A 20,412-nucleotide genomic window follows, 5' to 3' on the forward strand; every position below is an offset into this window, starting at 1 on the left:
AGGCCAAGGCAGAAGCGGAGGCCAAGGCAGAAGCGGAGGCCAAGGCGAAACGCGAAGCTGAGGCAAAGGCCCGCCGCGAAGCTGAGCAAAAGGCCCGAGAACACGCTCGCGAAGAAGCCAAGCGCAAAGCCAAGGCAGAGGCAGAGGCGCGCGCAAAAGCGGCTGCTGAAGAAAAAGCGAAGCGGGAAGCGGAGCGCAAAGCGGCCGCCGAGGCGAAGGCCAAAGCAGAGGCTGAGGCAAAAGCGAAACGCGAGGCTGAAGCGAAAGCCAGGAAGGAAGGGGAGGCGAAAGCCAAAGCAGAGGCTGAGGCCAAGGCAAAACGCGAAGCGGAGGCCAAGGCGAAGAAGGAAGCCGAAGAGAAAGCCAAGCGCGAAGCGGAAGCCAAGGCTAAGGCAGAGGCCGAAGCAAAAGCGAAGCGGGAAGCCGAAGCCAAAGCGAAGCGGGAAGCGGAAGCCAAAGCGAAGCGGGAAGCGGAAGAACGCGCGCGCAAGGAGGCAGAGAAGAAAGCCAAGGCAGAGGCTGCGGCGAAAGCTAAAGCTGAGGCAGAGGCCAAGGCAAAAGCCGAAGCCGAGAAGAAGGCCGCTGCCGAGGCGGAGCGCAAGGCCAGGGAAAAAGCCGAGGCGGAGCGCAAGGCGAAAGAGCAGGCCAGAAAAAAGGCGCTCGCCGAGAAAAAGGCGAAGGAAAAGGCAGAAGCAGAAGCAGAAGCTGCCAGAAAGGCCAAGGAAGCCAAGGCCAAGGAAGCCGAAGCCAAAAGCCTCGCCGAGGCGGCCAAAAAGGCTGCAAACCTTGGCGACACTTTCCGTCGCCTCATCCGCGAAACCGGCCCGATCAGCCTCGCGCACTACATGGCCGAAAGCAACGCGCGCTATTACACCAGCCGCGATCCTCTGGGCGAGGAAGGCGACTTCATCACCGCGCCCGAGGTAAGCCAGATGTTCGGCGAGCTTATCGGCCTGTGGTTTGCCGACCTGTGGGTTAAAATGGGCGCGAGGAAGCACATCCACTTTGTCGAGCTTGGGCCGGGCCGCGGCACGTTATCGAAAGACGCTTTGCGAGCCGCAGCGCGCTATGACTTTGCGCCCGTGCTCCACATGGTCGAAACCTCGCCCGCCTTGCGCAAACTCCAGCGCGACGCCTTCCCCGATGTCATCCACCACGATGACCTTTCAACCCTGCCGGACGATGCCCCGCTGTTGATTGTGGGCAACGAGTTTTTCGATGCGCTTCCCGTGCACCAGCTCATCCGCTCGGCCAATGGCTGGCATGAACGCATGATCGGGCTTGGCGAGAACGACGAATTTGTCTTCGTCGCAGGCGACAAACCGATGGATACGATCGTCCCCAGAAGCTGGAAAAGCGCAAGTCAGGGCACGATGATCGAGACGAGCGCGGCCGCCTCTGCATTGATGGAGGAGATCGCGACGAGGCTCAAAAATCAGGGCGGCGCTGCGCTCATCATCGACTATGGCCCGTTCGAGCTGCGTTCGGGATCCACCTTGCAAGCGTTGAAGGACCACAAGAAAGTCGACGTGTTCGCCCACCCCGGCCAGGCCGACCTCACCACGCATGTCGATTTCGAAATGCTGGGTCATGTCGCCAAGGCCAATGGCGCCGACCTCATGGGTGTCGAGATGCAGGGCGACTGGCTGCGCGCTATGGGCATCGACCTGCGGCTCGAGGCGCTGCAGATGAAAAACCCATCGCAAAAGGCTGTGCTCAAACGCCAATACGACCGGCTTGTCGACGACGGGCAAATGGGAACCTTGTTCAAGGTGATGGGAATTTGCGGCCGCCGCTGGCCCGATGGCGTCGGGTTCAGCTAGAGCCCGATCTTCTCCGCCAACCGCTCGGCCGCCACATCGGGAGTGACTTTTTCCTCGTCCTCGCGGTCGACCGAATAATTCGCCTCGCGCATCAGTTCCACCGGGATCGCGCCCACCAGCGGCGTGAGCGCCTCGATCAACGCCGCGTCATCTTTAATGCGCGGCGAAAGCATCACCATCGCATCATAGCTCGGCAAAGCTTCGCGCGGGTCCTCGAGGATGACGAAACGATCCACCGCAAGCCGCCCGTCGGAGGTATAGGCACTTATCGCATCGGCCTCGCCGGATTTGAGCGCATTATACATGAAAGTCGGCGAGAAATTGCGTGTCTCGCCCACTCGCAAACCATAGGCATCGCGCACCGCCTTCCATTCGGGCCGTTCGAAGAATTCAGGGTCTCCGCCAAAGGTCAGTTGAGGCGCAATCGGCACGATATCTTCAAGGGTTGTCGCCCCCAGCTGCGCCGCCCGATCGGCACGCATCGCAAAGGCGTATGCGTTTTCAAAGCCCAGACGACCCAGGATACCGATGCCGGTGTTTTCGCGCTCCCATTGGACGATGGTTTCATACATCGCCTCGCGCCCCGGGTTGTCGGTGCGCTTCATCTCGTTGGTCCAGATCGTGCCGGTGTAATCGACCGATATATCGACGCTGGATGAGGCGACCGCGCTGTGCACCACGGCTGAACCCAGCCCGTCGCGATAGGCAACGCTATAGCCTGCCTCTTCCAACTGCGATCCGATAAGGCGCGAGAGGATCAGGTTTTCGGAAAACTGTTTCGAGGCGATGATGATCGTGTCCTCGTCCTCGCCCCCGCCTTGCGCATAAAGCGCCGCGCCAAGGCCAAGCGCCACGCCCAGAAGACCTGCGGCCCACTGCCATTTCTGGCGGTTGGCAAGTCCGCGCTCGACCATGCCAAGCAGCGCATCGGCGGCCAATGCGAGCCCTGCGCTGGCGAGGCAGCCTGCCACCACCAGTGCCCAGTTTTGCGTTTGCAAACCTGCGAAAATCGGGTCGCCCAATCCCGGCTGGCCGATCGTGGTCGAAAGCGTTGCCGCGCCGATGGTCCAAACGCTCGCCGTGCGGATGCCCGCCATGATGAAAGGCGCGGACAAGGGCGCTTCGACAAGGCGCAGTTTCTGCCAGCCGGTCATGCCCACACCATCCGCCGCTTCCAGCAATTGCGGGTCGAGATTGGCCTGCGCGGTGACAGCGTTCCTTAAAATCGGAAGCAGCGCGTAGAGCGCCAGTGCCAGCAGCGCCGGCAGAAAGCCCAGCGTCGGCAAATCCTCTCCGAATACGGCGCGCAAGGACAGCAGGATCGGGAAAAACAGCGCGAGCAAAGCCAGCGCCGGAATGGTCTGCACAAGGCTAGCAAAACCAAGAGTGATGCGCGCAACCGTTGGCGAACGGCTCGCCCAGATCGCCAGCGGCAGCGCCACCAGAATGCCAAGCCCGATGGCCGACGCGGCGAGCACGATATGGGCGGCAAATTTGTCGCCCAGCCCCAGCATTATGTCGAAAATCTCGCTCATGGAGTGTTATCCTCCATATGTGCCAATCTTTCCGCCTGTTCGCGCGGCACCGCGACGAGGCTTTGCGCCACCTCTCCGCCAGCGCCGCCCAGAAGCGCGCGCGGGCTTTCATCTGCGACAACCTCGCCTGCGCTCATCACCAGCACGCGGTCGGCGAGCAACAGCGCCTCGGCCATATCGTGCGTCACCATGACCGTGGTGAGGCCAAGCTTTACGTGAAGTTCGCGCACCTTCTCGCCCAGTGCATCGCGCGTAATCGGGTCGAGCGCGCCGAAAGGTTCGTCCATGATGAGAATTTCAGGGTCATTGGCAAGCGCCCGCGCAACGCCGACCCGCTGACGCTGACCGCCGGACAATTCGTCGGGCATACGGCTTGCCATATCGCTCTCAAGTTCGACCAGTTCGAGCAATTCGGCGATGCGCTCTTCTCCCAGTTTTTCGCCCGCCAGCCGCGGCCCCATCGCGATGTTTTCGGCAACCGTGTAATGCGGGAAAAGCCCGATCCCCTGGAACACATATCCCACGCGGCGGCGCAATTGCGCCTGGGGCACGGTGGTCACATCATCGCCTGCAAACAGGACGCGGCCCCCGGTGGGCTCGACCAGAGTGTTGACCATTTTAAGCAGCGTCGATTTGCCCGAACCCGACGAGCCGACAAGCGCCACAAAACTGCCCGCCGCGATATCCAGCGTTACCCCGCCCACGGCCACAACCTCGCCATAGCGGCGCTGTGCATTTTCAAACCGGATAAGCGCACCGCCAGCGCTTTCATCGTGTGCAGACATGATTGGTAATTGCCGCCCCTTGAGCATTAAGCCTCTGTAGTGCCCGCATCGCGGTGCTATAGCAACATTGGCGTGACCCAAGATAATTGCTAAGACGCGCAATAATTGAACACGAGTTTGTGAGAGAGCACTGATGCGAGCCACCCCTGATTTCGATTTCCAGCTGGGCGAATCTGCCGAAATGATCCGGACAAGTGTCGGGCGTTTCGTCGATGAACAACTCATGCCCTTGGGCGACAAGATCGACCGCGAAGACTATTTCCCGCGCGAGGAAGTCTGGCGCGCGATGGGCGATCTGGGGATGCACGGGATCACCGTGGACGAGGAAGACGGCGGGCTTGGCCTTGGCTATATCGAGCATGTGATCGCGGTTGAGGAAGTCGCGCGGGCGAGCGCGTCCCTGTCACTTTCCTATGGCGCGCACTCCAACCTTTGCATCAACCAGATCCGCCGCTGGGCCAATCCAGAGCAGAAGGCAAAGTACCTCCCCAAACTCATCAGCGGCGAGCATGTGGGCAGCCTCGCCATGTCGGAAGCGGGCGCGGGCTCGGACGTGGTTTCGATGAAGCTGAAGGCCGACGCGGTTCAGGGCGGTTATGTGCTCAACGGCACCAAATTCTGGATCACCAATGCGAGCGAGGCGGACACGCTTGTGGTTTACGCCAAGACCGACGGCGCGGCGGGCTCGCGCGGGATCACGGCGTTCCTCATTGAAAAAGGCATGCCCGGTTTTTCCATCGGTCAAAGAATCGAGAAAGTCGGAATGCGCGGCTCTCCCACCGCAGAGCTCGTCTTCGACAATTGCGAAGTGCCCGAAGAGAATATCATGGGGCCCTTGAACGGCGGGGTGGGCGTTTTGATGAGCGGTCTCGACTATGAGCGCGTTGTTCTCGCCGGGCTTTCGATCGGCATCATGCAGGCCTGCCTCGACACGGTCATCCCTTATGTTCGCGAGCGCAAGCAATTCGGCAAACCCATCGGCTCGTTCCAGCTGATGCAGGGCAAGATCGCCGATATGTATGTCGCGCTCCAGACCGCACGGGCTTATGTCTATGCCGTCGCCAAGGCGTGCGATGCGAACCAGACCACCCGCTTCGATGCAGCCGGCGCGATCCTTTATGCGAGCGAAAACTCGTTCAAGGTCGCAGCCGAAGCGGTGCAGGCCCTTGGCGGCGCAGGCTACACCACCGATTGGCCGGTCGAGCGTTACATGCGCGATGCGAAGCTGCTCGATATCGGTGCCGGCACAAATGAAATCCGCCGGATGCTGATCGGGCGCGAGCTGATCGGGGCTGGTGGATGAGCGACGAAGATTTCGTCTATGACGAAGTGAGCGGCGAGTGGATCCCCGCCAGCGAACTCGCCGCGCGCGAGGCTGCTGAAAACACCGTCGAGGTGCGCGATGCGGTGGGCAATCTGTTGGCCGACGGGGATCAAGTGACTCTGATCAAGGATCTTGAAGTCAAAGGCGCAGGGAAAACGTTGAAGCGAGGCACACTGATTAAATCGATCCGGCTGACCGGTGACACGCAGGAAATCGACTGCAAACATCCAGGTATCAAGGGCCTCGTCCTGCGTGCCGAATTCGTGAAAAAGCGATAGGGTCCGACAATGACTGCACCTGTACTCACCACCAAGCTCGACAATGAAGCGCCTGATGCGAAAGCGCGCGCCGAACACAACAAAGCTCTTGCCACTGACCTGCGCGAGGCCGTCGCCAAGGCATCGCTCGGCGGGCCGGAGCGTAGCCGCGAGCGCCATGTGTCGCGCGGGAAACTGTTGCCGCGTGAGCGGGTGGAGCGGCTGCTCGATCCGGGTTCGCCCTTCCTCGAGATCGGTCAGCTTGCCGCAAACGGGATGTATGAGGGCGATGTGAACGCCGCCTCGATCATCTGCGGGATCGGGCGCGTTTCGGGTCGCCAAGTGATGATCGTGTGCAATGATGCAACGGTGAAGGGCGGCACTTACTACCCGCTGACGGTGAAGAAGCACCTTCGCGCGCAAGAGATCGCGATGGAGAACCGCCTGCCGTGCATCTACCTCGTCGATAGCGGGGGCGCGAACCTGCCGCATCAGGCCGAGGTCTTTCCCGACCGCGATCACTTCGGGCGCATCTTCTTCAATCAGGCGAATATGTCCGCCGCTGGCATCCCGCAGATTGCCTGCGTGATGGGCTCTTGCACCGCGGGCGGGGCCTATGTCCCGGCCATGTCAGATGAGACGGTGATTGTCCGCAATCAAGGCACGATCTTCCTCGCTGGGCCCCCGCTGGTGAAGGCGGCGACGGGGGAGGAGATCAGCGCCGAGGACCTTGGCGGCGGCGACCTGCATGCCAAGAAGTCGGGCGTTGTCGATCACTTGGCCGAGAATGACGAACACGCACTCACCATCGTGCGCGATATCGTCTCACAGCTCGGCGCGAACACGGGTGCGGCCAAAGACATCGCCTTGAAAGACCCGCGCCCGCCCAAGTTTGACGCGGACGATCTTTATTCCATCGTGCCCGACGATGTGCGTGCGCCTTACGATGTGAAAGAAGTGATTGCGCGGCTGGTGGACGGGTCAGAGTTCCACGAGTTCAAGGCGCACTATGGCTCGACGCTGGTGTGCGGTTTTGCGCATATTTGGGGGATGCCGGTGGGCATCATCGCCAACAATGGCGTGCTGTTTTCCGAAAGCGCGCAGAAAGGCGCGCACTTTATCGAGCTTGCCTGCCAGCGGCGCATCCCGCTTCTGTTCCTCCAGAACATCAGCGGCTTCATGGTCGGCGGCAAATATGAGGCGGAAGGCATCGCCAAGCATGGCGCAAAGCTCGTGACAGCCGTTGCGACCGCGACCGTGCCCAAGATCACCGTGGTCATCGGCGGCAGCTTTGGCGCAGGCAATTACGGAATGGCAGGCAGAGCCTACTCCCCGCGCTTCCTCTTCACCTGGCCCAATGCGCGCATTTCGGTAATGGGCGGAGAGCAAGCGGCATCCGTGCTAGCCACCGTCCACCGCGACGCCGACAAATGGAGCGAGGAAGAGGCCGAGGCCTTCAAAGCCCCGATCCGCCAGAAGTACGAGGACGAGGGCAATCCCTATTACGCCACCGCAAGGCTGTGGGATGACGGTGTGATTGATCCGGTGCAGACGCGCGATGTGCTCGGGCTGGCGTTCGCGGCGACACTGGAGGCTCCGATTGCCGAGCGGCCTCAGTTCGGTGTGTTCAGGATGTGATGCGACGAATTCCTACGCCAAAGATTTTTTGCGAGCTTAAGAAGATTGGAGTTGTACTCAAATATTCCTTCTTCGACAGCGCAGGGCCTAATCGGAGCTCTCGTCTTTTGGCGATTGATGCGCACTTGGCAGACGCCAATGAGCCGCGCGAATGGCATTTACCGAAAGAAAATGCAGAAGCTCTAGAATTGCTGGCTGAGCGCAAGCTCGACCGCAGTCAATTCTTGGGACAATGGTGCAATCCTAGAGATCTAAGTCTTATTCAGCGCGGTTCGGGTTATGTGCAGGATGTAGGTGAGGTCGAGAACCTTCGATACGATGACGCGCGTATCAAGCGTATCAGGTCACGGGCAAGTAGCATACCTGACTTCCATGACGCGGGCGAGTACGCTTTTGCTTTCTCGCAGCCTCCGTATTCGCTCTTTGGAGGCCGAGCCAAGGCACAGCGGCTATTCAGAGAGTCAACAGGCGTTATCCTCCCACCGAGCGAGAAGATATATATCTATGATTGGAGCGGTGCGGACTTGTCAGAAGTCGACAGCTATTTCGAGGCGGGAATGGATTGGTGGGGTGTTTACCTGTTCACAATCTTTCAGCCTTCGATTGGAAGGATGATCGTAATCTCTGGCTCGACCACCGACTAAATCCTTCTCGCTTTCCGCAACGTAACTGCTAGGCAGGTCGGCGAGAGAGAAGTGAGATCAACGCTTGAAACATAACGAAACCCGCAATGTCACGCTGCTCTCGCGCGTGGTGAACCGGATCATCCTGTTTTTCTACTGGCTCAAGGGCTGGCGGATCGTCGAGCGCTTTCCCACCGAGGTGAAGAAATGCGTCATAGCTGGCGCGCCGCACACCTCGAACTGGGACTTTGTGTTCTTCGCAGGCGCGACCAAGGAAGAGAAAGTGCAGCCCAACTTCATGGGAAAGCACACGCTGTTCAAAGGTGCGATGCGCAATTTCATGCTCGATATGGGCGGCATCTCGGTTGATCGCAGCAAGCCGGGCGGGACCATCCAACAGATGAAAGAGGAATTCGCACGCCGCGCTGAATTGAACCTTGTCATCGCCGCCGAAGGGACCCGCAGCTCGGATGGCAAGTGGAAATCGGGCTTTTACAACATCGCCAAGGCGGCAGGTGTCCCTATCGTTTTGGCCTATGCCGACAATGACAAGCGCACCATCGGGTTCAGCCAGCCGATCATGCCAACGGGCAATTACGGCGAAGACCTCCTCAAAATCGCGGAATGGTTCCGCTCCAAAATCCCCGATCTTGAGCGGTATAAGGTGCTGGAACAGCAGGCCAAAGACATTATCGCGGGCAAAAACGAGTTCTGATCCCCAAGCGGGCCGGAACAAGGGCTGCCCCTGCAGCTTTTACCAAACAACCCGCGCTGCCCCCGCGCGGCACCCTACCAGATTTGTGATATTATGCCTTTAAGCCTTCGCACAGCTTCCCTATCTACGTCTCCAGTCAGGAGACATCCCCCAGTCATGCCTATGACCGAAGAAACCCGCCAGAAGGAACGCGATCGCATCGCGGCACTGGTGCTTGACCTCGTCAAGCAGCGGGGGTGCGAGATCTCCTATGCTGTTGCGCACACCGAAAGCGGCCTGTCGCGCAGCCGGTTTGAATGGGTGTTTGCAGACTATGATGACCTGTTCGATGCGGTCGCCGCGATCTGGCTCGCCCCGCATATGAAAGTCATGGAAGAGGTGCTTGCCACCGATCTTCCGCCGACGCGCAAGATGTATGAATTCTTCCGCAAGCGTTTCGTGATATCGCGTCAACGCTGGCGCGATGATCCTGAAAACTTCACCATGCTATGCGAGATGGGCGCTGCCAATTTCGAAAAGGTGCGTTCCTACGTCGACCTTGCCGACCACTATTTGAGCGAGGTTATCGTTCAGGCGCAGGCCGAAGGATATTTCGCCGGGCTTTCGATTGATGAAACGCTGTCCCTGATCAATCAGATGGTGTCCAATTACACCATTCCCGATTCGCTTATCTACCTTGGTGAGAAGCTCAGCGAGGAAAAGCTCGCGCGCATTGTCGATACGATCTTCATCGGGCTTTCGGGTGAAGCGGGCGACGAGGCGAAGGGCGTCAACATGATCCGGGTTGCTGCCTCGTAAAAGGCTTGGACCCGTGCGCGGGGCTTAACGCTTGCGATCTGTCCGCTTGAATTGCAGCACATTGGCAGGACGCGAAGGCCGCTGTGCCAAGCGGCGTTTGTCATTGAGCGCGTATTTCAGGCTCGCCCCCACCATGCCCGCCGATGTCAGCAGGATGAGCGCAGCCCACACCCAGTGCGGCAGCCACAGCGCGGCTTCGATCTGGCCAGTGTCCGAGAGCATGGGCCGCCCGTCGATCACCACGCTTTCGGTGAAGAAATACTTGTAGTCATTGAGCATGCTCATCGCGCCCAGAAGTCCGAGGAATTGCAGGGTAAAGCGATTGACCCCGCCCGATGCTTTCCACGCGATCAGCGCCAGCGTCAGGGCAATGAGCGGCAACACTGCAAAGCCGGTGGTTGAGCGCACATAGAGGATCACCGAGGCAAAGATCGCAGCCGACAGCCCCCAAAGCGCCGGGCGCCACAATTTGGGATGCGCGCTTGCGAGGATCAGTCCTGCGCCAACGAATGTCGGGGCAAGCGGCCCTCCGGCAGCGATACTGGCACGAAGCAGTGCCGATGCGTCGCTCACAACCTGGCTTTCCGCAAGGCCGGAGCCATTGGCGAATATCTGGAGCCGCACGAAATCCTGCCCCATGACACGCGCAGTGAGGCCATGCCCCATCTCGTGAAACCAGGTGGTGAGGATGGTGAAGGGGTAAACGAGGTAATTGCCAAACGGCAGTGATGGCAACGCGATGACGATAAAACCTGCCAGAATAAGGCGGCCCACTTCCTCTGCCTGACTACCCGGTGTGACCATCGGACGCATCGTTCAGGCGTCCTGCGTTTGCGCAGGTGTTGCAGGGTCATTGTCGGACAGACGCTCGATCTGCTCCATCTCTTCATCACTGCGCGCGCGGCCATCAACGCCCACGCGCATGCGATAGCGTTCCAACGCCTCTTCGTCTTCGGCGCGTTGTTCTTGCAGGATGGACCAGCTGGCAAGGAACATCCCTGCGACCAGCGGGCCAAGCACAATGCCCGAGAACCCGGCAAGCGAAATACCGCCAAGGGTTGTCACCAATATGATCCAGTCGGGGATGCCGGTGTCGCGGCCCACGAGGATTGGGCGAAGGACATTATCGACACTTGAAATGATGATCGCGCCAGCCCCCAGCACGAACACACCCTGCCACACCTCTCCGATCACGATCAGCCAGATGCCGGCGGGTATCCAGACAAGCGCGGTACCGACCGCCGGGATCAACGCAAGGATCGCCATCATCACGCCAAGCAGCAGCGAAGAGGGAACGCCGGCAATGGCAAGAACAATGCCGCCGATCGTGCCCTGAACGACGCCGACAACGCCCGATCCCTTGATGACGGCGCGCACGATACCGAGGAACCGTTCGGCCAGCCTCTCGGCAATTTCGCGCTCCAGCGGGGCGGAATGGACCAGTGTTTCACCGATGCGCGAACCATCGCGCAGAAGGAAGAACAGGACATAAAGCCCGATGGCGAAGCTCAAAAAGAAGCCGAGCGCGCCGCTACCGATGGAAATCGCCTCGCTTGCGATCAGCCCGGCGCTCTCACCCAGCAATTCCTCCAGCCGGTCCTGCATGGCGGAAAAATCGGAAAACCCGTTGTCGGCCGCAAAACGCTGAACCGGTTCGGGGAGCATGGCGTAAACTTCGTCCACCCATGCTCTGATGTCGATGGGGTTGGCTTGCAATTCGTTGATGAGATTGATCGTTTCACTAACGACAACCGAGCCCAGCCACGCCGCAGGCAAAAGCACTGCGACGAAGATCACCACAAGCGAGAGGACCGCCGCCAGATTGCGCCGCCCGCGCGTTTTTTTGAGCGACCACTTGTACAGCGGCTGAAACATGATCGCGGCCAGGGTTGCCCACATGAGCGGGCCAAGAAAGGGCCACGTTACCCAGACGAGCAGTATGGAAACCGCCGCCAGAATAAGGAGAAAGCTCCAATGTTCGAGCGCGGTCGTGTCGTTGGGTTCAGCTTCTGACATATTCCCTTGATGTCGGAGCAAATGCCCCAAACATCAAGAGGCTGAATTACACGTCCAGATTGGCGACACTCAAGGCATTATCCTGAATGAACTCGCGGCGCGGTTCGACCACATCGCCCATCAGTCGGGTGAAAATCTCGTCGGTCACATCGGCGTCCTCGACCTTCACCTGCAAGAGGATGCGGTTTTCCGGGTCGAGCGTGGTTTCCCAAAGCTGTTCGGGGTTCATCTCGCCCAGACCCTTGTAGCGGCTGATCGAGAGGCCTTTGCGCCCTGCTGCAAGGACGGCTTCGAGCAATTGGCTGGGCCGTGTGATCGCGCCTTCGGCAAGGGTGGCGGTATCATCGCCTGCATCCTCATCGCCTTCGGCAGCCGGCTCCGGCTCGCTTTCCTCGCCTGCCTTTGTAAAGCGTACCGGTGCGCCATAGGCATCGGCCTGATCAGCGGCGATGGAGTGGAGTTTGTGCGCCTCGGTCGAGGTAAGGAAGCGGCCTTCGATTTCGTGCACATCGGTGACGCCGCGCCACAGACGCGAAAATTGAACGGTGCCGCTTTCAAGCACGCGCACGCTCCATTTCGCGTCCTGATCGCCCGATTCGAGCTTTCTGGCGGTTTCTTCGAGCGCCTTGAACTGATCGGCATCGGACAATCCCGGCTCAAGCGCGCCGGACAGGGCCATCTGCTCGATGATGCCGCTGTCATAACGGCGCGGGACAAATGCGATCATGTTCTTGAAACGCAGCGCCCCGTCGACCAGCGCGCGCAGGTCTTCGCCCGAACGTGCGCCACCAGAGGTTTCGAGAATGCGACCCTGTAGCCCTGCATCGACCAGATAGCGGTCGAGCGCGCCTTCGTCTTTGAGATAAACCTCGCTCTTGCCCTTGGCGACTTTGAAGAGTGGCGGTTGGGCGATGTAGAGGTGTCCGGCCTTGATGATTTCAGGCATCTGGCGATGGAAGAAGGTGAGCAACAGCGTGCGAATGTGCGCCCCGTCGACGTCGGCGTCGGTCATGATCACGATCTTGTGATAGCGCAGCTTTTCAAGGTTAAACTCATCGCGAATGCCGGTGCCCATCGCCTGGATGAGAGTGCCGACCTCTTTCGAGGAAATGATCCGGTCGAAACGCGCGCGCTCGACGTTCAGGATTTTACCCTTGAGCGGAAGGATCGCCTGATACTGGCTGTCGCGTCCACCCTTGGCTGAGCCACCTGCCGAATCACCCTCGACGAGGAAGATTTCGGCCTTGGTCGCATCGCGCTCGCGGCAGTCCGAGAGTTTGCCGGGCAGGCTCGCGACGCTCATCGCGCCTTTACGGCTCATTTCGCGGGCGCGTTTTGCCGCCTCGCGAGCAGCGGCCGCGTCGATGATCTTCTGGATGATCGCCTTTGCGTCGGCTGGGTTTTCCTCCAGCCACTCGGTCATCTTTTCGCTCATCAGCGATTCCAGAGGCTGTCGCACCTCGGATGAGACGAGCTTGTCCTTGGTCTGAGAGGAGAATTTGGGGTCGGGCAGTTTCACGCTGACAATCGCGGTCAGCCCTTCGCGCATGTCTTCGCCTGAAAGCGAGACTTTCTCTTTCTTCAAGAGCCCCTCGCGGTCGGCATAGCCATTGAGCGTCCGCGTCAGAGCCGCCCGGAAAGCCGCCAGGTGCGTGCCGCCGTCGCGCTGCGGGATGTTATTGGTAAAGCACAGGACGTTTTCGTAATAGCTGTCGTTCCACTCCAGAGCGACGTCGATGCCAATCCCCTCTTTCTCCGCCGAGACAGAGATAGGCTCAGAGATCAAAGCATCCTTATTGCGGTCGAGATATTTGACGAAGGCCGCAATCCCACCCTCGTAGAACAGGTCGTGCTCAATCGGTTCTTCATGGCGTTTATCGCGTAAGAGAATGCGCACACCTGAATTGAGAAAGGCAAGTTCGCGGTAGCGGTGCTCAAGCTTGTCGAAATCGTATTCGGTGACGTTCTTAAACGTGTCGTTTGAGTGGTGGAAGGTGACGCGCGTGCCTTTCTTAAAGCCATTATCGTCGGGGTTCTGCTCTACCTTTGGCGCATCGCCTTTGACTTCGAGGCTGTTCACCGCGTCGCCATGCTCAAAGCGCATCCAGTGCTCTTTGCCCTCGCGCCAGATTTTGAGTTCAAGCCATTCGGAAAGGGCGTTCACCACCGAAACACCCACACCGTGAAGGCCGCCGGAGACCTTGTAGGCGTTGTCGTCGGAAGTGTTCTCAAACTTACCGCCCGCGTGAAGCTGCGTCATGATAACTTCGGCAGCGGAGACGCCTTCTTCCTTGTGCATGCCCACCGGAATGCCGCGGCCGTTGTCTTCGACAGAGACGCTGCCATCGGGGTTCAGTTCGATCAGAACAAGGTCGCAATGCCCCGCGAGCGCTTCGTCGATGGCGTTATCCGACACCTCGAACACCATGTGATGCAGGCCCGAACCATCATCGGTGTCGCCGATATACATGCCCGGCCGTTTGCGCACCGCATCGAGGCCTTTCAAAACCTTAATGGAATCAGCGCCATATTCGCCCTTTTGTTTCTCAGGGGCGGATCGGGTTTGCGGTTCGTTGTTAGAAGTGTCTTCCATGCCGAATATATAGGCATTTGGGCGCAAAAACCCAAGCTGTGACGGTGCGGGAGCCGTGCTTTTCCACCGCGTAGAGCATCGCCAACGTGGAACGCTGACGGGCCCTCGCGCATTATCGTGCGATGACCATGGTTTTTATAGTGATCGCAGTCGTCAGCGGGGCCTTGATTATCGGCGCCTTATGGGGCGTGTACGGGCGGCTGGGTGATAAAATGGAGGGGTTCCTCGTCGCCATTGCGGGCGGCGCGCTGCTGTTGTCGGTCACCACCGAACTGATCGAACCTGCTATCGAACAAAGCTCGGTCCTGCACGCCATGGCAGGGGTAGGCGCAGGCGCGTTGGTGTTCGTGCTTGTCGACCAATTGATCGCGAACACGATAGGCGAGGATTCAGGAGGCGGCCTGCTTGCCGCGATTACGCTTGACGGCATCCCGGAAAATCTTGCTCTGGGCGTAGCTCTCATCGCCGCAGGACCGATGGAAGTCGCAGCGCTTGCAGGTTCGATCCTGCTCTCGAACCTTCCCGAAGCCGCTGGCGGTGCGCGCGATATGCGCGACAGCGGATGGAGCAAGCGCCGCATCGTGGGGATCTGGGCGGTCACGGCCGCAATCCTCTCCGTCGCAGCGGTTACAGGTAATGTGCTGCTCGATACAGCAGGCGAAGGCACGCTTGCGCTTATCCGCTCTTTCGCTGCCGGAGCGGTCGTGGCCAGCCTTGCGACAGAGGTGTTCCCAAAGGCCTATCGCGAAGACAGCCAATGGGCCGGTATTGCGACAGCGATCGGCGTGATCCTCGCGTTTTCGCTCGGCTCTCTTGGCGGGGGCTAGATTCTAGCGAGGCTTCGCGAAGGCAAGGCGAAACGACACCTGCCCGCGCCAGACCCGTTGGTGAAGCGTGCCCGCCAGCGTCTCGCGGGCAGTTGCGTCAAACTGGCTCTCATAACAATTGACCGCCGCCATCGCAGCGTCGAGGTCAAAAGGTTCATAGGCAATGCGGTCGGTGATGAGCGAGGGGTGCGTGCGCGCCCAGCCTTCAAAGCCTGGAGGCGCATCGTCATCGCCCCCTTCCTGTTCGCCTGCAACGAAGGCGGCATAGAGCAGATCGGGGCGATCCGGACCCATCGCTTGAACCACTTGTGTCACCGCGCTTGACGTGATGCGATGGTCCGCATGGCCATAGCCGCCATCAGGGCCCCATGTCATGATCACACTGGGATCGTGCAGTGCGATGAGGCCGGCGATGCGCTCGCCCATATCGCGCATCGCGTCTTGCGTATTGCGCGCGTTCGCAGCCAGCGTCCCGTCGCCAAAGCGCCAGTAGATCGGTTCTTCCAGCCCGAGCGCGAAGGCGGCGCAGCGCCCTTCGTCCTCGCGCAAGGAGGCAAGCGCATCGCCCGCCTCAAGCCCGCTTGTGCCGGGGCCCTGATCGCCGCTGGTGGCAAAAACGAGCGTGACCTCGCCTCCTTCGCGGGCGATCCGTGCAAGGACAGGCGCAAAGACGATTTCATCATCGGGATGGGAGACGATGGCAAGAACGGAAGGCGCGTCCTGCCTGCTTTCGGGCGGGGAAGGGGGATCGTCAGGCGCGGCATTATCGCTGCGCCTGTTATCCTGCAGCGCGCGCGGCGCGGCGCCGGGGGTAAGGCGGGTTACCACCTGCCCGTCCTCAAGCGTCTCTTCCGTGCCGACGATTGACGGCTTGGCCACATCTTGCGCGGTAGCAGGTGCGACAGTCGCAAGTGCGGCAACGGTGCACGCTAGCATGCGCATGACGGGTTTACTCAGCTCTTCTGGTCGCAGCATCGTCTATCACTCCTTGCGCTTATGGTGTGCGGCAAAGGGGTAAAGAATTCGGCACCATATGAGTGTGAATTGCGCAAAACCTCTTGCGAAGGAGGGGGCATCAACGCAATCATCCGCGCCATGAATGACAACACGATCAGCGCCATGATGAGCGCCCGCCTGGCCGAACCCTTTGGCTCTTTCTCCGAAACATTACAGATGTGGTCGAAGGCACAGCCCGATGCGATCGCCATCGTCGATGACGCGCGCGAACTCGCCTGGGCCGAACTTGTCGGAGAGGTCGAAAGGCTTGCCGCGCGGCTGATCGAAACGGGGCTTGAACGTGGTCAATCGGTCGCCATCCTTGGCACCAGCAGCGTGAATTACGCTCTCGTATTCCTCGCCGCGGTTCGCGCAGGCGGGGTCGCCGCGCCGCTCACCACCAGCGCCTCGCCCGATCAGCTCGAAGGGATGGCCAGGGATTCTGGCGCGCGCCACCTGTTCATTGATGATGCCAAGGCGGCGGAGCTGGGCCCTGATTTCATGGCAGACCTGATCCGCGTGCCATTGGAAGCCATCGACACATGGATGGCCCCTCCCGGAAGCCGTGCCCCCGATTACAAGCCTTCGCCAAGCGATTCGTTCAATATCATCTATTCGAGCGGCACCACCGGTATCCCCAAGGGCATCGTCCATTCGCACAAGATGCGCTGGCTGCAATTTGCCTCGACCGCCCTGTCCTATCTCGAAGGCGGTTTTCCGGTCCGCTCGCTTGCCTCGACACCGCTTTATTCCAACACGACGATGGTCGGTTTCCTGCCGGTCCTTCTGGCTGGTGGCACCGTCCGGGTGATGGGCAAGTTCGATTGTGCGCGCTGGCTCGAAAACGCGTCAAAGGACCGCACGACGATCACCATGCTGGTGCCTGTCCAATATCAGCGGTTGATGGATTTTGAAGGTTTTGACGATTACGATCTGTCCTCGCTTATCCTCAAATACTGCACCTCGGCGCCATTTTCTGCCGAGCTGAAGCGCGAAGTGCTCGCGCGGATGCCCGGCGCGCTTGTCGAGATTTATTCGATGACCGAAGGGGGTGTCGTGTGCCTTTTGCAAGCGCACGAATTTCCCGACAAGCTGCACACGGTCGGGCGCCCTGCTCCGGGAAGCGAGTTGAAGGTGCTTGATGACAAGGACAATGAGGTGCCGCCGGGCACTGCGGGCAACCTCATCGGTCGGTCCGCCACCATGATGAGCGGATACAAGAACCAGCCCGGTAAAACCTCAGAAGCGCAATATGTCGATGAAAACGGCGATGTGTGGATGCGCATGGGCGACATCGCCCGCGTCGATGAAGACGGTTTTGTCGAGCTTGTGGGTCGTTCCAAGGACATGATTATCTCCGGCGGCTTCAACATCTATCCGATTGACCTCGAAAACGAGCTTGCCAGCGAAGACGACGTTGCCGAAGCGGCGGTGATCGGTGTCCCGTCAAGGGCATGGGGCGAGACGCCGGTTGGCTTCGTGGTGCTGGGCAAGGGCGCGCGCGACACCGATGCCATCCTCGCCAGCGTCAATGCGCGGCTTGGCAAGACGCAGCGGCTTTCTGCGCTTTATGCAATCGAGGAAATGCCGCGCAGCCACATCGGCAAGCTTCTGAAAAGCGAACTTCGCGAAGAGGCAGCGGCAAGGATTGGAGATTAGAGCGTTAAAGCTTTACGACCTGCGCTTTGAGACGCGGCCACCATTGGGAGAGGGAGAGAGTGGTGGCCGCGTCTCGCTCGCTGCGTAAAAGCAGCAAAGCGCCTTGCAACGTGGTCCCGGCGCTCGCAGATCTCGGTGCGCTTTAAAAGGCACCACACGAGCATCGAAACCAACCATCAAAGCGGGCAACCTCAGCGAGGGGAACGCTGTTTCAGCGCGGGAGCCTGTGGGGTGGAAGACCGGGGTGCTGGAAGACATCCCGACTGCCCAAAGGCGCGCTTCAATCTGGCTGCCAGCCTTGCGGCAAGCGAATTGACGACACGAAGCATCGGGGGGGAAACTTCGGTGCCGTCATATGCGCGCCTGCCAGTTTGGAGAAGAGAAGAGGCTGGCAGTGCTGCGCTGCACAATTTATGGTGTTCGATAGCGTGAAACTCAAATGCTAAAATATGAAAATAAGTTGCAAAATACGCAACACAGCGAAGGGTCGGGCACAAGCGATGTCGCCGCTCACCCACAGCTGGTGCTGGACAGTAAGCGGCACGCTGCCGTAACGGCGCATTTATGCAAGCAGACCATCTTCCAGATTCGATCCTGATCGTCGATTTCGGCAGCCAAGTCACCCAGCTCATCGCGCGCCGCGTCCGCGAGGCGGGTGTCTATTCCGAAATCGCTCCATTCACCATGGCCGAAGAGGCTTTCGAACGGCTCAATCCCAAGGGCATAATCCTTTCCGGTGGTCCGGCAAGTGTGTGCGACGATGGCTCTCCACGCGCACCGCAAAGCCTGTTCGATGCGGGCGTTCCGATCCTTGGCATTTGTTATGGTCAACAGGTGATGAGCCACCAGCTGGGCGGCGAAGTGCGTCCCGGTCACGAAACCGGAGAAGGCGGCGAATTTGGCCGCGCGTACCTCACTGTCACCAAGGAATGCGCCCTTTTCGATGGCCTTTGGGCCGAGGGTGAGCGCCATCAGGTCTGGATGAGCCACGGCGACAAGGTCACGCAATTTGCAGACGGCTTCGAGATCGTCGCAACCTCGGACGGCGCCCCGTTTGCGGTGATCGCCGATGAAAAGCGCAAGTATTACGGCACTCAATTCCACCCCGAGGTTGTTCACACGCCCGATGGCGGGCGGCTGCTTGCCAACTTCGTGCGCCATGTCTGCGGCCTTGCAGGCGACTGGACCATGGCCGAGTTCCGCAAGACCAAGATCGAAGAAATCCGCGAGCAGGTCGGGGATGGCCGTGTGATCTGCGGGCTTTCGGGCGGTGTCGATTCGGCGGTCGCAGCCGTCCTCATCCACGAGGCAATCGGCGACCAGCTTACCTGCGTTTACGTCGACCACGGCCTCATGCGCCTGAACGAGACTGAACAAGTCGTCTCGCTCTTCCGCGACCATTACAACATTCCGTTGGTCGCCGTGGATGCCGAGGAAACCTTCCTGGCTGGCCTTTCAGGCGTCACCGACCCTGAGAAAAAGCGCAAATTCATCGGCGGGGCATTCATCGACCTGTTCGAGGCAGAGGCCAAGAAAGTCGGCGGCGCGGATTTCCTTGCGCAAGGCACGCTCTACCCCGACGTGATCGAGAGCGTATCCTTCACCGGCGGACCATCGGTCACGATCAAAAGCCACCACAATGTCGGCGGCCTTCCAGAGCGCATGAATATGAAGCTGGTCGAGCCTTTGCGCGAACTTTTCAAGGACGAAGTGCGCGATTTGGGCCGTGAACTTGGCCTTCCCGAAGCCTTCGTCGGGCGTCACCCGTTTCCGGGCCCTGGCCTTGCGATCCGTATTCCGGGCGAGGTTACCAAGGAACGCTGCGATATCCTTCGCAAAGCAGATGCGATCTACCTCGAAGAAATCCGCAACGCCGGCCTCTACGACGCAATCTGGCAAGCGTTCGCCGTGCTGCTTCCGGTAAAGACCGTGGGCGTGATGGGCGATGGCCGCACCTATGACAGCGTCTGCGGCCTTCGCGCGGTGACCAGCACCGACGGAATGACCGCCGACGTCTATCCCTTTGACGCCGCTTTCCTGACGCAAGTTGCAACGCGTATCGTGAACGAAGTGAAGGGCATCAACCGCGTGGTTTACGATTACACGTCGAAACCTCCCGGCACGATTGAGTGGGAATAGCGGCAACCTTTGCGGGTTTTGCGCATTCTGATAGCGATAGATCAAAGCCAATTGTCAAACGGACTATGACCATGAACGCCATTCGCACTGCCGCTTTTGCCTCGCTCCTTACCCTCGCTGCTTGCGGGCAGACCGCCAGCGAAGAGCCTGCCCCCGTCATCGAGGGCGCATGGGAAGTTGATAGCGCCGCTTCCAGACTTTCCTACGTTTCGATCAAACAGGGCGAAATTGCCGAGACCAATACCTTTGAAACGGTAACCGGCTCGGTCACGGGCGCGGGCGAGGCCATGGTCGAGATTGATCTCGCTTCCGTTTCCACCGGTGTCGATATTCGCAACGAACGCATGCGCGACATTTTCTTCTCGGTTGCCGACAATCCCAAAGCAACCGTGACCGCCAAGGTGGACCCGGCTTCCTTTGAGGCTCTTGCGGTTGGCGAAAGCGCCGATACGACGCTCGATGGCACGCTCTCGCTTGCGGGCGTCGAAGCGCCGTTTCAGGCCGAGGTCAGCGTGACGCGCGCGGGACCGGACCGCGTGATCGCAGTCACCGATAAGCCCGTTATTATCGAAGCGGGCCGGTTCGAACTCGCCGATGAATTGGCCGAGCTTCAGGAGCTTGCCGGGCTCGATTCGATCACGCCTGTTGTGCCCGTGACCTTCTCGATCGCTTTCCAGCGGTAAG

General features: G+C 59.8%; 17 protein-coding genes. 11 read left to right on the top strand and 6 right to left on the bottom strand.

Going from position 1 to position 20,412, the window contains the following annotated elements:
* Positions 1-1,823 (top strand): SAM-dependent methyltransferase (locus MWU38_RS14965; protein WP_348646850.1); only part of this gene is annotated, 1,823 nt, incomplete at its 5' end.
* On the opposite strand, the gene MWU38_RS00010 is transcribed toward MWU38_RS14965, so the two are convergent.
* A complete protein-coding gene (locus MWU38_RS00010) occupies positions 1,820-3,358 on the bottom strand; it encodes an ABC transporter permease/substrate-binding protein (protein ID WP_247269779.1) in 1,539 nt (512 codons plus the stop codon). The two genes, MWU38_RS14965 and MWU38_RS00010, sit on opposite strands and share 4 nt — an antisense overlap.
* The gene (locus MWU38_RS00015) at positions 3,355-4,143 is read right to left on the bottom strand and encodes an ATP-binding cassette domain-containing protein (protein WP_247269780.1); all 789 of its coding nucleotides are present in this window, start codon (positions 4,141-4,143) and stop codon (positions 3,355-3,357) included. The genes MWU38_RS00010 and MWU38_RS00015 overlap by 4 nt, the downstream gene beginning before the upstream one ends.
* Positions 4,144-4,276: 133 nt before the next feature.
* Between MWU38_RS00015 and MWU38_RS00020 the strand changes: the two genes are divergently transcribed.
* The 6 genes from MWU38_RS00020 (at position 4,277) to MWU38_RS00045 (ending at position 9,498) form a co-directional block, all read left to right on the top strand.
* Positions 4,277-5,446, top strand: a complete 1,170-nt coding sequence (locus tag MWU38_RS00020; protein ID WP_247269781.1) for an isovaleryl-CoA dehydrogenase — start codon at positions 4,277-4,279, stop codon at positions 5,444-5,446.
* Positions 5,443-5,745 carry an alkylphosphonate utilization protein gene (locus MWU38_RS00025; protein WP_247269782.1) on the top strand — a complete coding sequence of 101 codons (303 nt, stop codon included), beginning with the start codon at positions 5,443-5,445 and terminating at the stop codon, positions 5,743-5,745. The genes MWU38_RS00020 and MWU38_RS00025 overlap by 4 nt, the downstream gene beginning before the upstream one ends.
* Positions 5,746-5,754: 9 nt before the next feature.
* Positions 5,755-7,362, top strand: coding sequence for a carboxyl transferase domain-containing protein (locus MWU38_RS00030; RefSeq protein WP_247269783.1), 1,608 nt, complete (start codon positions 5,755-5,757; stop codon positions 7,360-7,362).
* A complete protein-coding gene (locus MWU38_RS00035) occupies positions 7,362-8,006 on the top strand; it encodes a hypothetical protein (RefSeq protein WP_247269784.1) in 645 nt (214 codons plus the stop codon). Before MWU38_RS00030 ends, MWU38_RS00035 begins: the two co-directional genes overlap by 1 nt.
* 64 nt (positions 8,007-8,070) lie before the next feature.
* Entirely contained in the window at positions 8,071-8,700 is a 630-nt protein-coding gene (locus MWU38_RS00040) for a lysophospholipid acyltransferase family protein (protein WP_247269785.1), read from the top strand.
* A gap of 156 nt (positions 8,701-8,856) precedes the next feature.
* The gene (locus MWU38_RS00045; RefSeq protein WP_247269786.1) at positions 8,857-9,498 is read left to right on the top strand and encodes a hypothetical protein; all 642 of its coding nucleotides are present in this window, start codon (positions 8,857-8,859) and stop codon (positions 9,496-9,498) included.
* A 24-nt stretch (positions 9,499-9,522) separates the two neighbouring features.
* On the opposite strand, the gene MWU38_RS00050 is transcribed toward MWU38_RS00045, so the two are convergent.
* The 3 genes from MWU38_RS00050 to gyrB are packed head-to-tail and all read right to left on the bottom strand — an operon-like array spanning position 9,523 to position 14,107.
* The gene (locus tag MWU38_RS00050) at positions 9,523-10,311 is read right to left on the bottom strand and encodes a M50 family metallopeptidase (RefSeq protein ID WP_247269787.1); all 789 of its coding nucleotides are present in this window, start codon (positions 10,309-10,311) and stop codon (positions 9,523-9,525) included.
* A gap of 3 nt (positions 10,312-10,314) precedes the next feature.
* Positions 10,315-11,514 carry an AI-2E family transporter gene (locus tag MWU38_RS00055; RefSeq protein ID WP_247269788.1) on the bottom strand — a complete coding sequence of 400 codons (1,200 nt, stop codon included), beginning with the start codon at positions 11,512-11,514 and terminating at the stop codon, positions 10,315-10,317.
* A 46-nt stretch (positions 11,515-11,560) separates the two neighbouring features.
* Positions 11,561-14,107 carry a DNA topoisomerase (ATP-hydrolyzing) subunit B gene (gene gyrB, locus MWU38_RS00060; protein ID WP_247269789.1) on the bottom strand — a complete coding sequence of 849 codons (2,547 nt, stop codon included), beginning with the start codon at positions 14,105-14,107 and terminating at the stop codon, positions 11,561-11,563.
* A gap of 122 nt (positions 14,108-14,229) precedes the next feature.
* Between gyrB and MWU38_RS00065 the strand changes: the two genes are divergently transcribed.
* Positions 14,230-14,934 carry a zinc transporter gene (locus tag MWU38_RS00065; RefSeq protein WP_247269790.1) on the top strand — a complete coding sequence of 235 codons (705 nt, stop codon included), beginning with the start codon at positions 14,230-14,232 and terminating at the stop codon, positions 14,932-14,934.
* Between the two features lie 3 nt (positions 14,935-14,937).
* Here the strand turns inward: MWU38_RS00065 and MWU38_RS00070 are convergent, their stop codons facing one another.
* The gene (locus MWU38_RS00070; RefSeq protein ID WP_247269791.1) at positions 14,938-15,909 is read right to left on the bottom strand and encodes a PIG-L family deacetylase; all 972 of its coding nucleotides are present in this window, start codon (positions 15,907-15,909) and stop codon (positions 14,938-14,940) included.
* Between the two features lie 120 nt (positions 15,910-16,029).
* Here MWU38_RS00070 and MWU38_RS00075 point away from each other — a divergent pair, with 120 nt between their 5' ends.
* The 3 genes from MWU38_RS00075 to MWU38_RS00085 all read left to right on the top strand — a co-directional run bounded on the left by MWU38_RS00075 (position 16,030) and on the right by MWU38_RS00085 (position 20,411).
* Positions 16,030-17,589 carry a class I adenylate-forming enzyme family protein gene (locus MWU38_RS00075; protein ID WP_247269792.1) on the top strand — a complete coding sequence of 520 codons (1,560 nt, stop codon included), beginning with the start codon at positions 16,030-16,032 and terminating at the stop codon, positions 17,587-17,589.
* Between the two features lie 564 nt (positions 17,590-18,153).
* Positions 18,154-19,728, top strand: a complete 1,575-nt coding sequence (gene guaA, locus MWU38_RS00080) for a glutamine-hydrolyzing GMP synthase (RefSeq protein WP_247269793.1) — start codon at positions 18,154-18,156, stop codon at positions 19,726-19,728.
* A 71-nt stretch (positions 19,729-19,799) separates the two neighbouring features.
* Positions 19,800-20,411, top strand: a complete 612-nt coding sequence (locus tag MWU38_RS00085; protein WP_247269794.1) for a YceI family protein — start codon at positions 19,800-19,802, stop codon at positions 20,409-20,411.
* Position 20,412: the final 1 nt, after the last annotated feature.

This window comes from Qipengyuania sp. S6317L1 (genome assembly GCF_023015615.1).
Taxonomy (GTDB): Bacteria; Pseudomonadota; Alphaproteobacteria; order Sphingomonadales; family Sphingomonadaceae; genus Erythrobacter.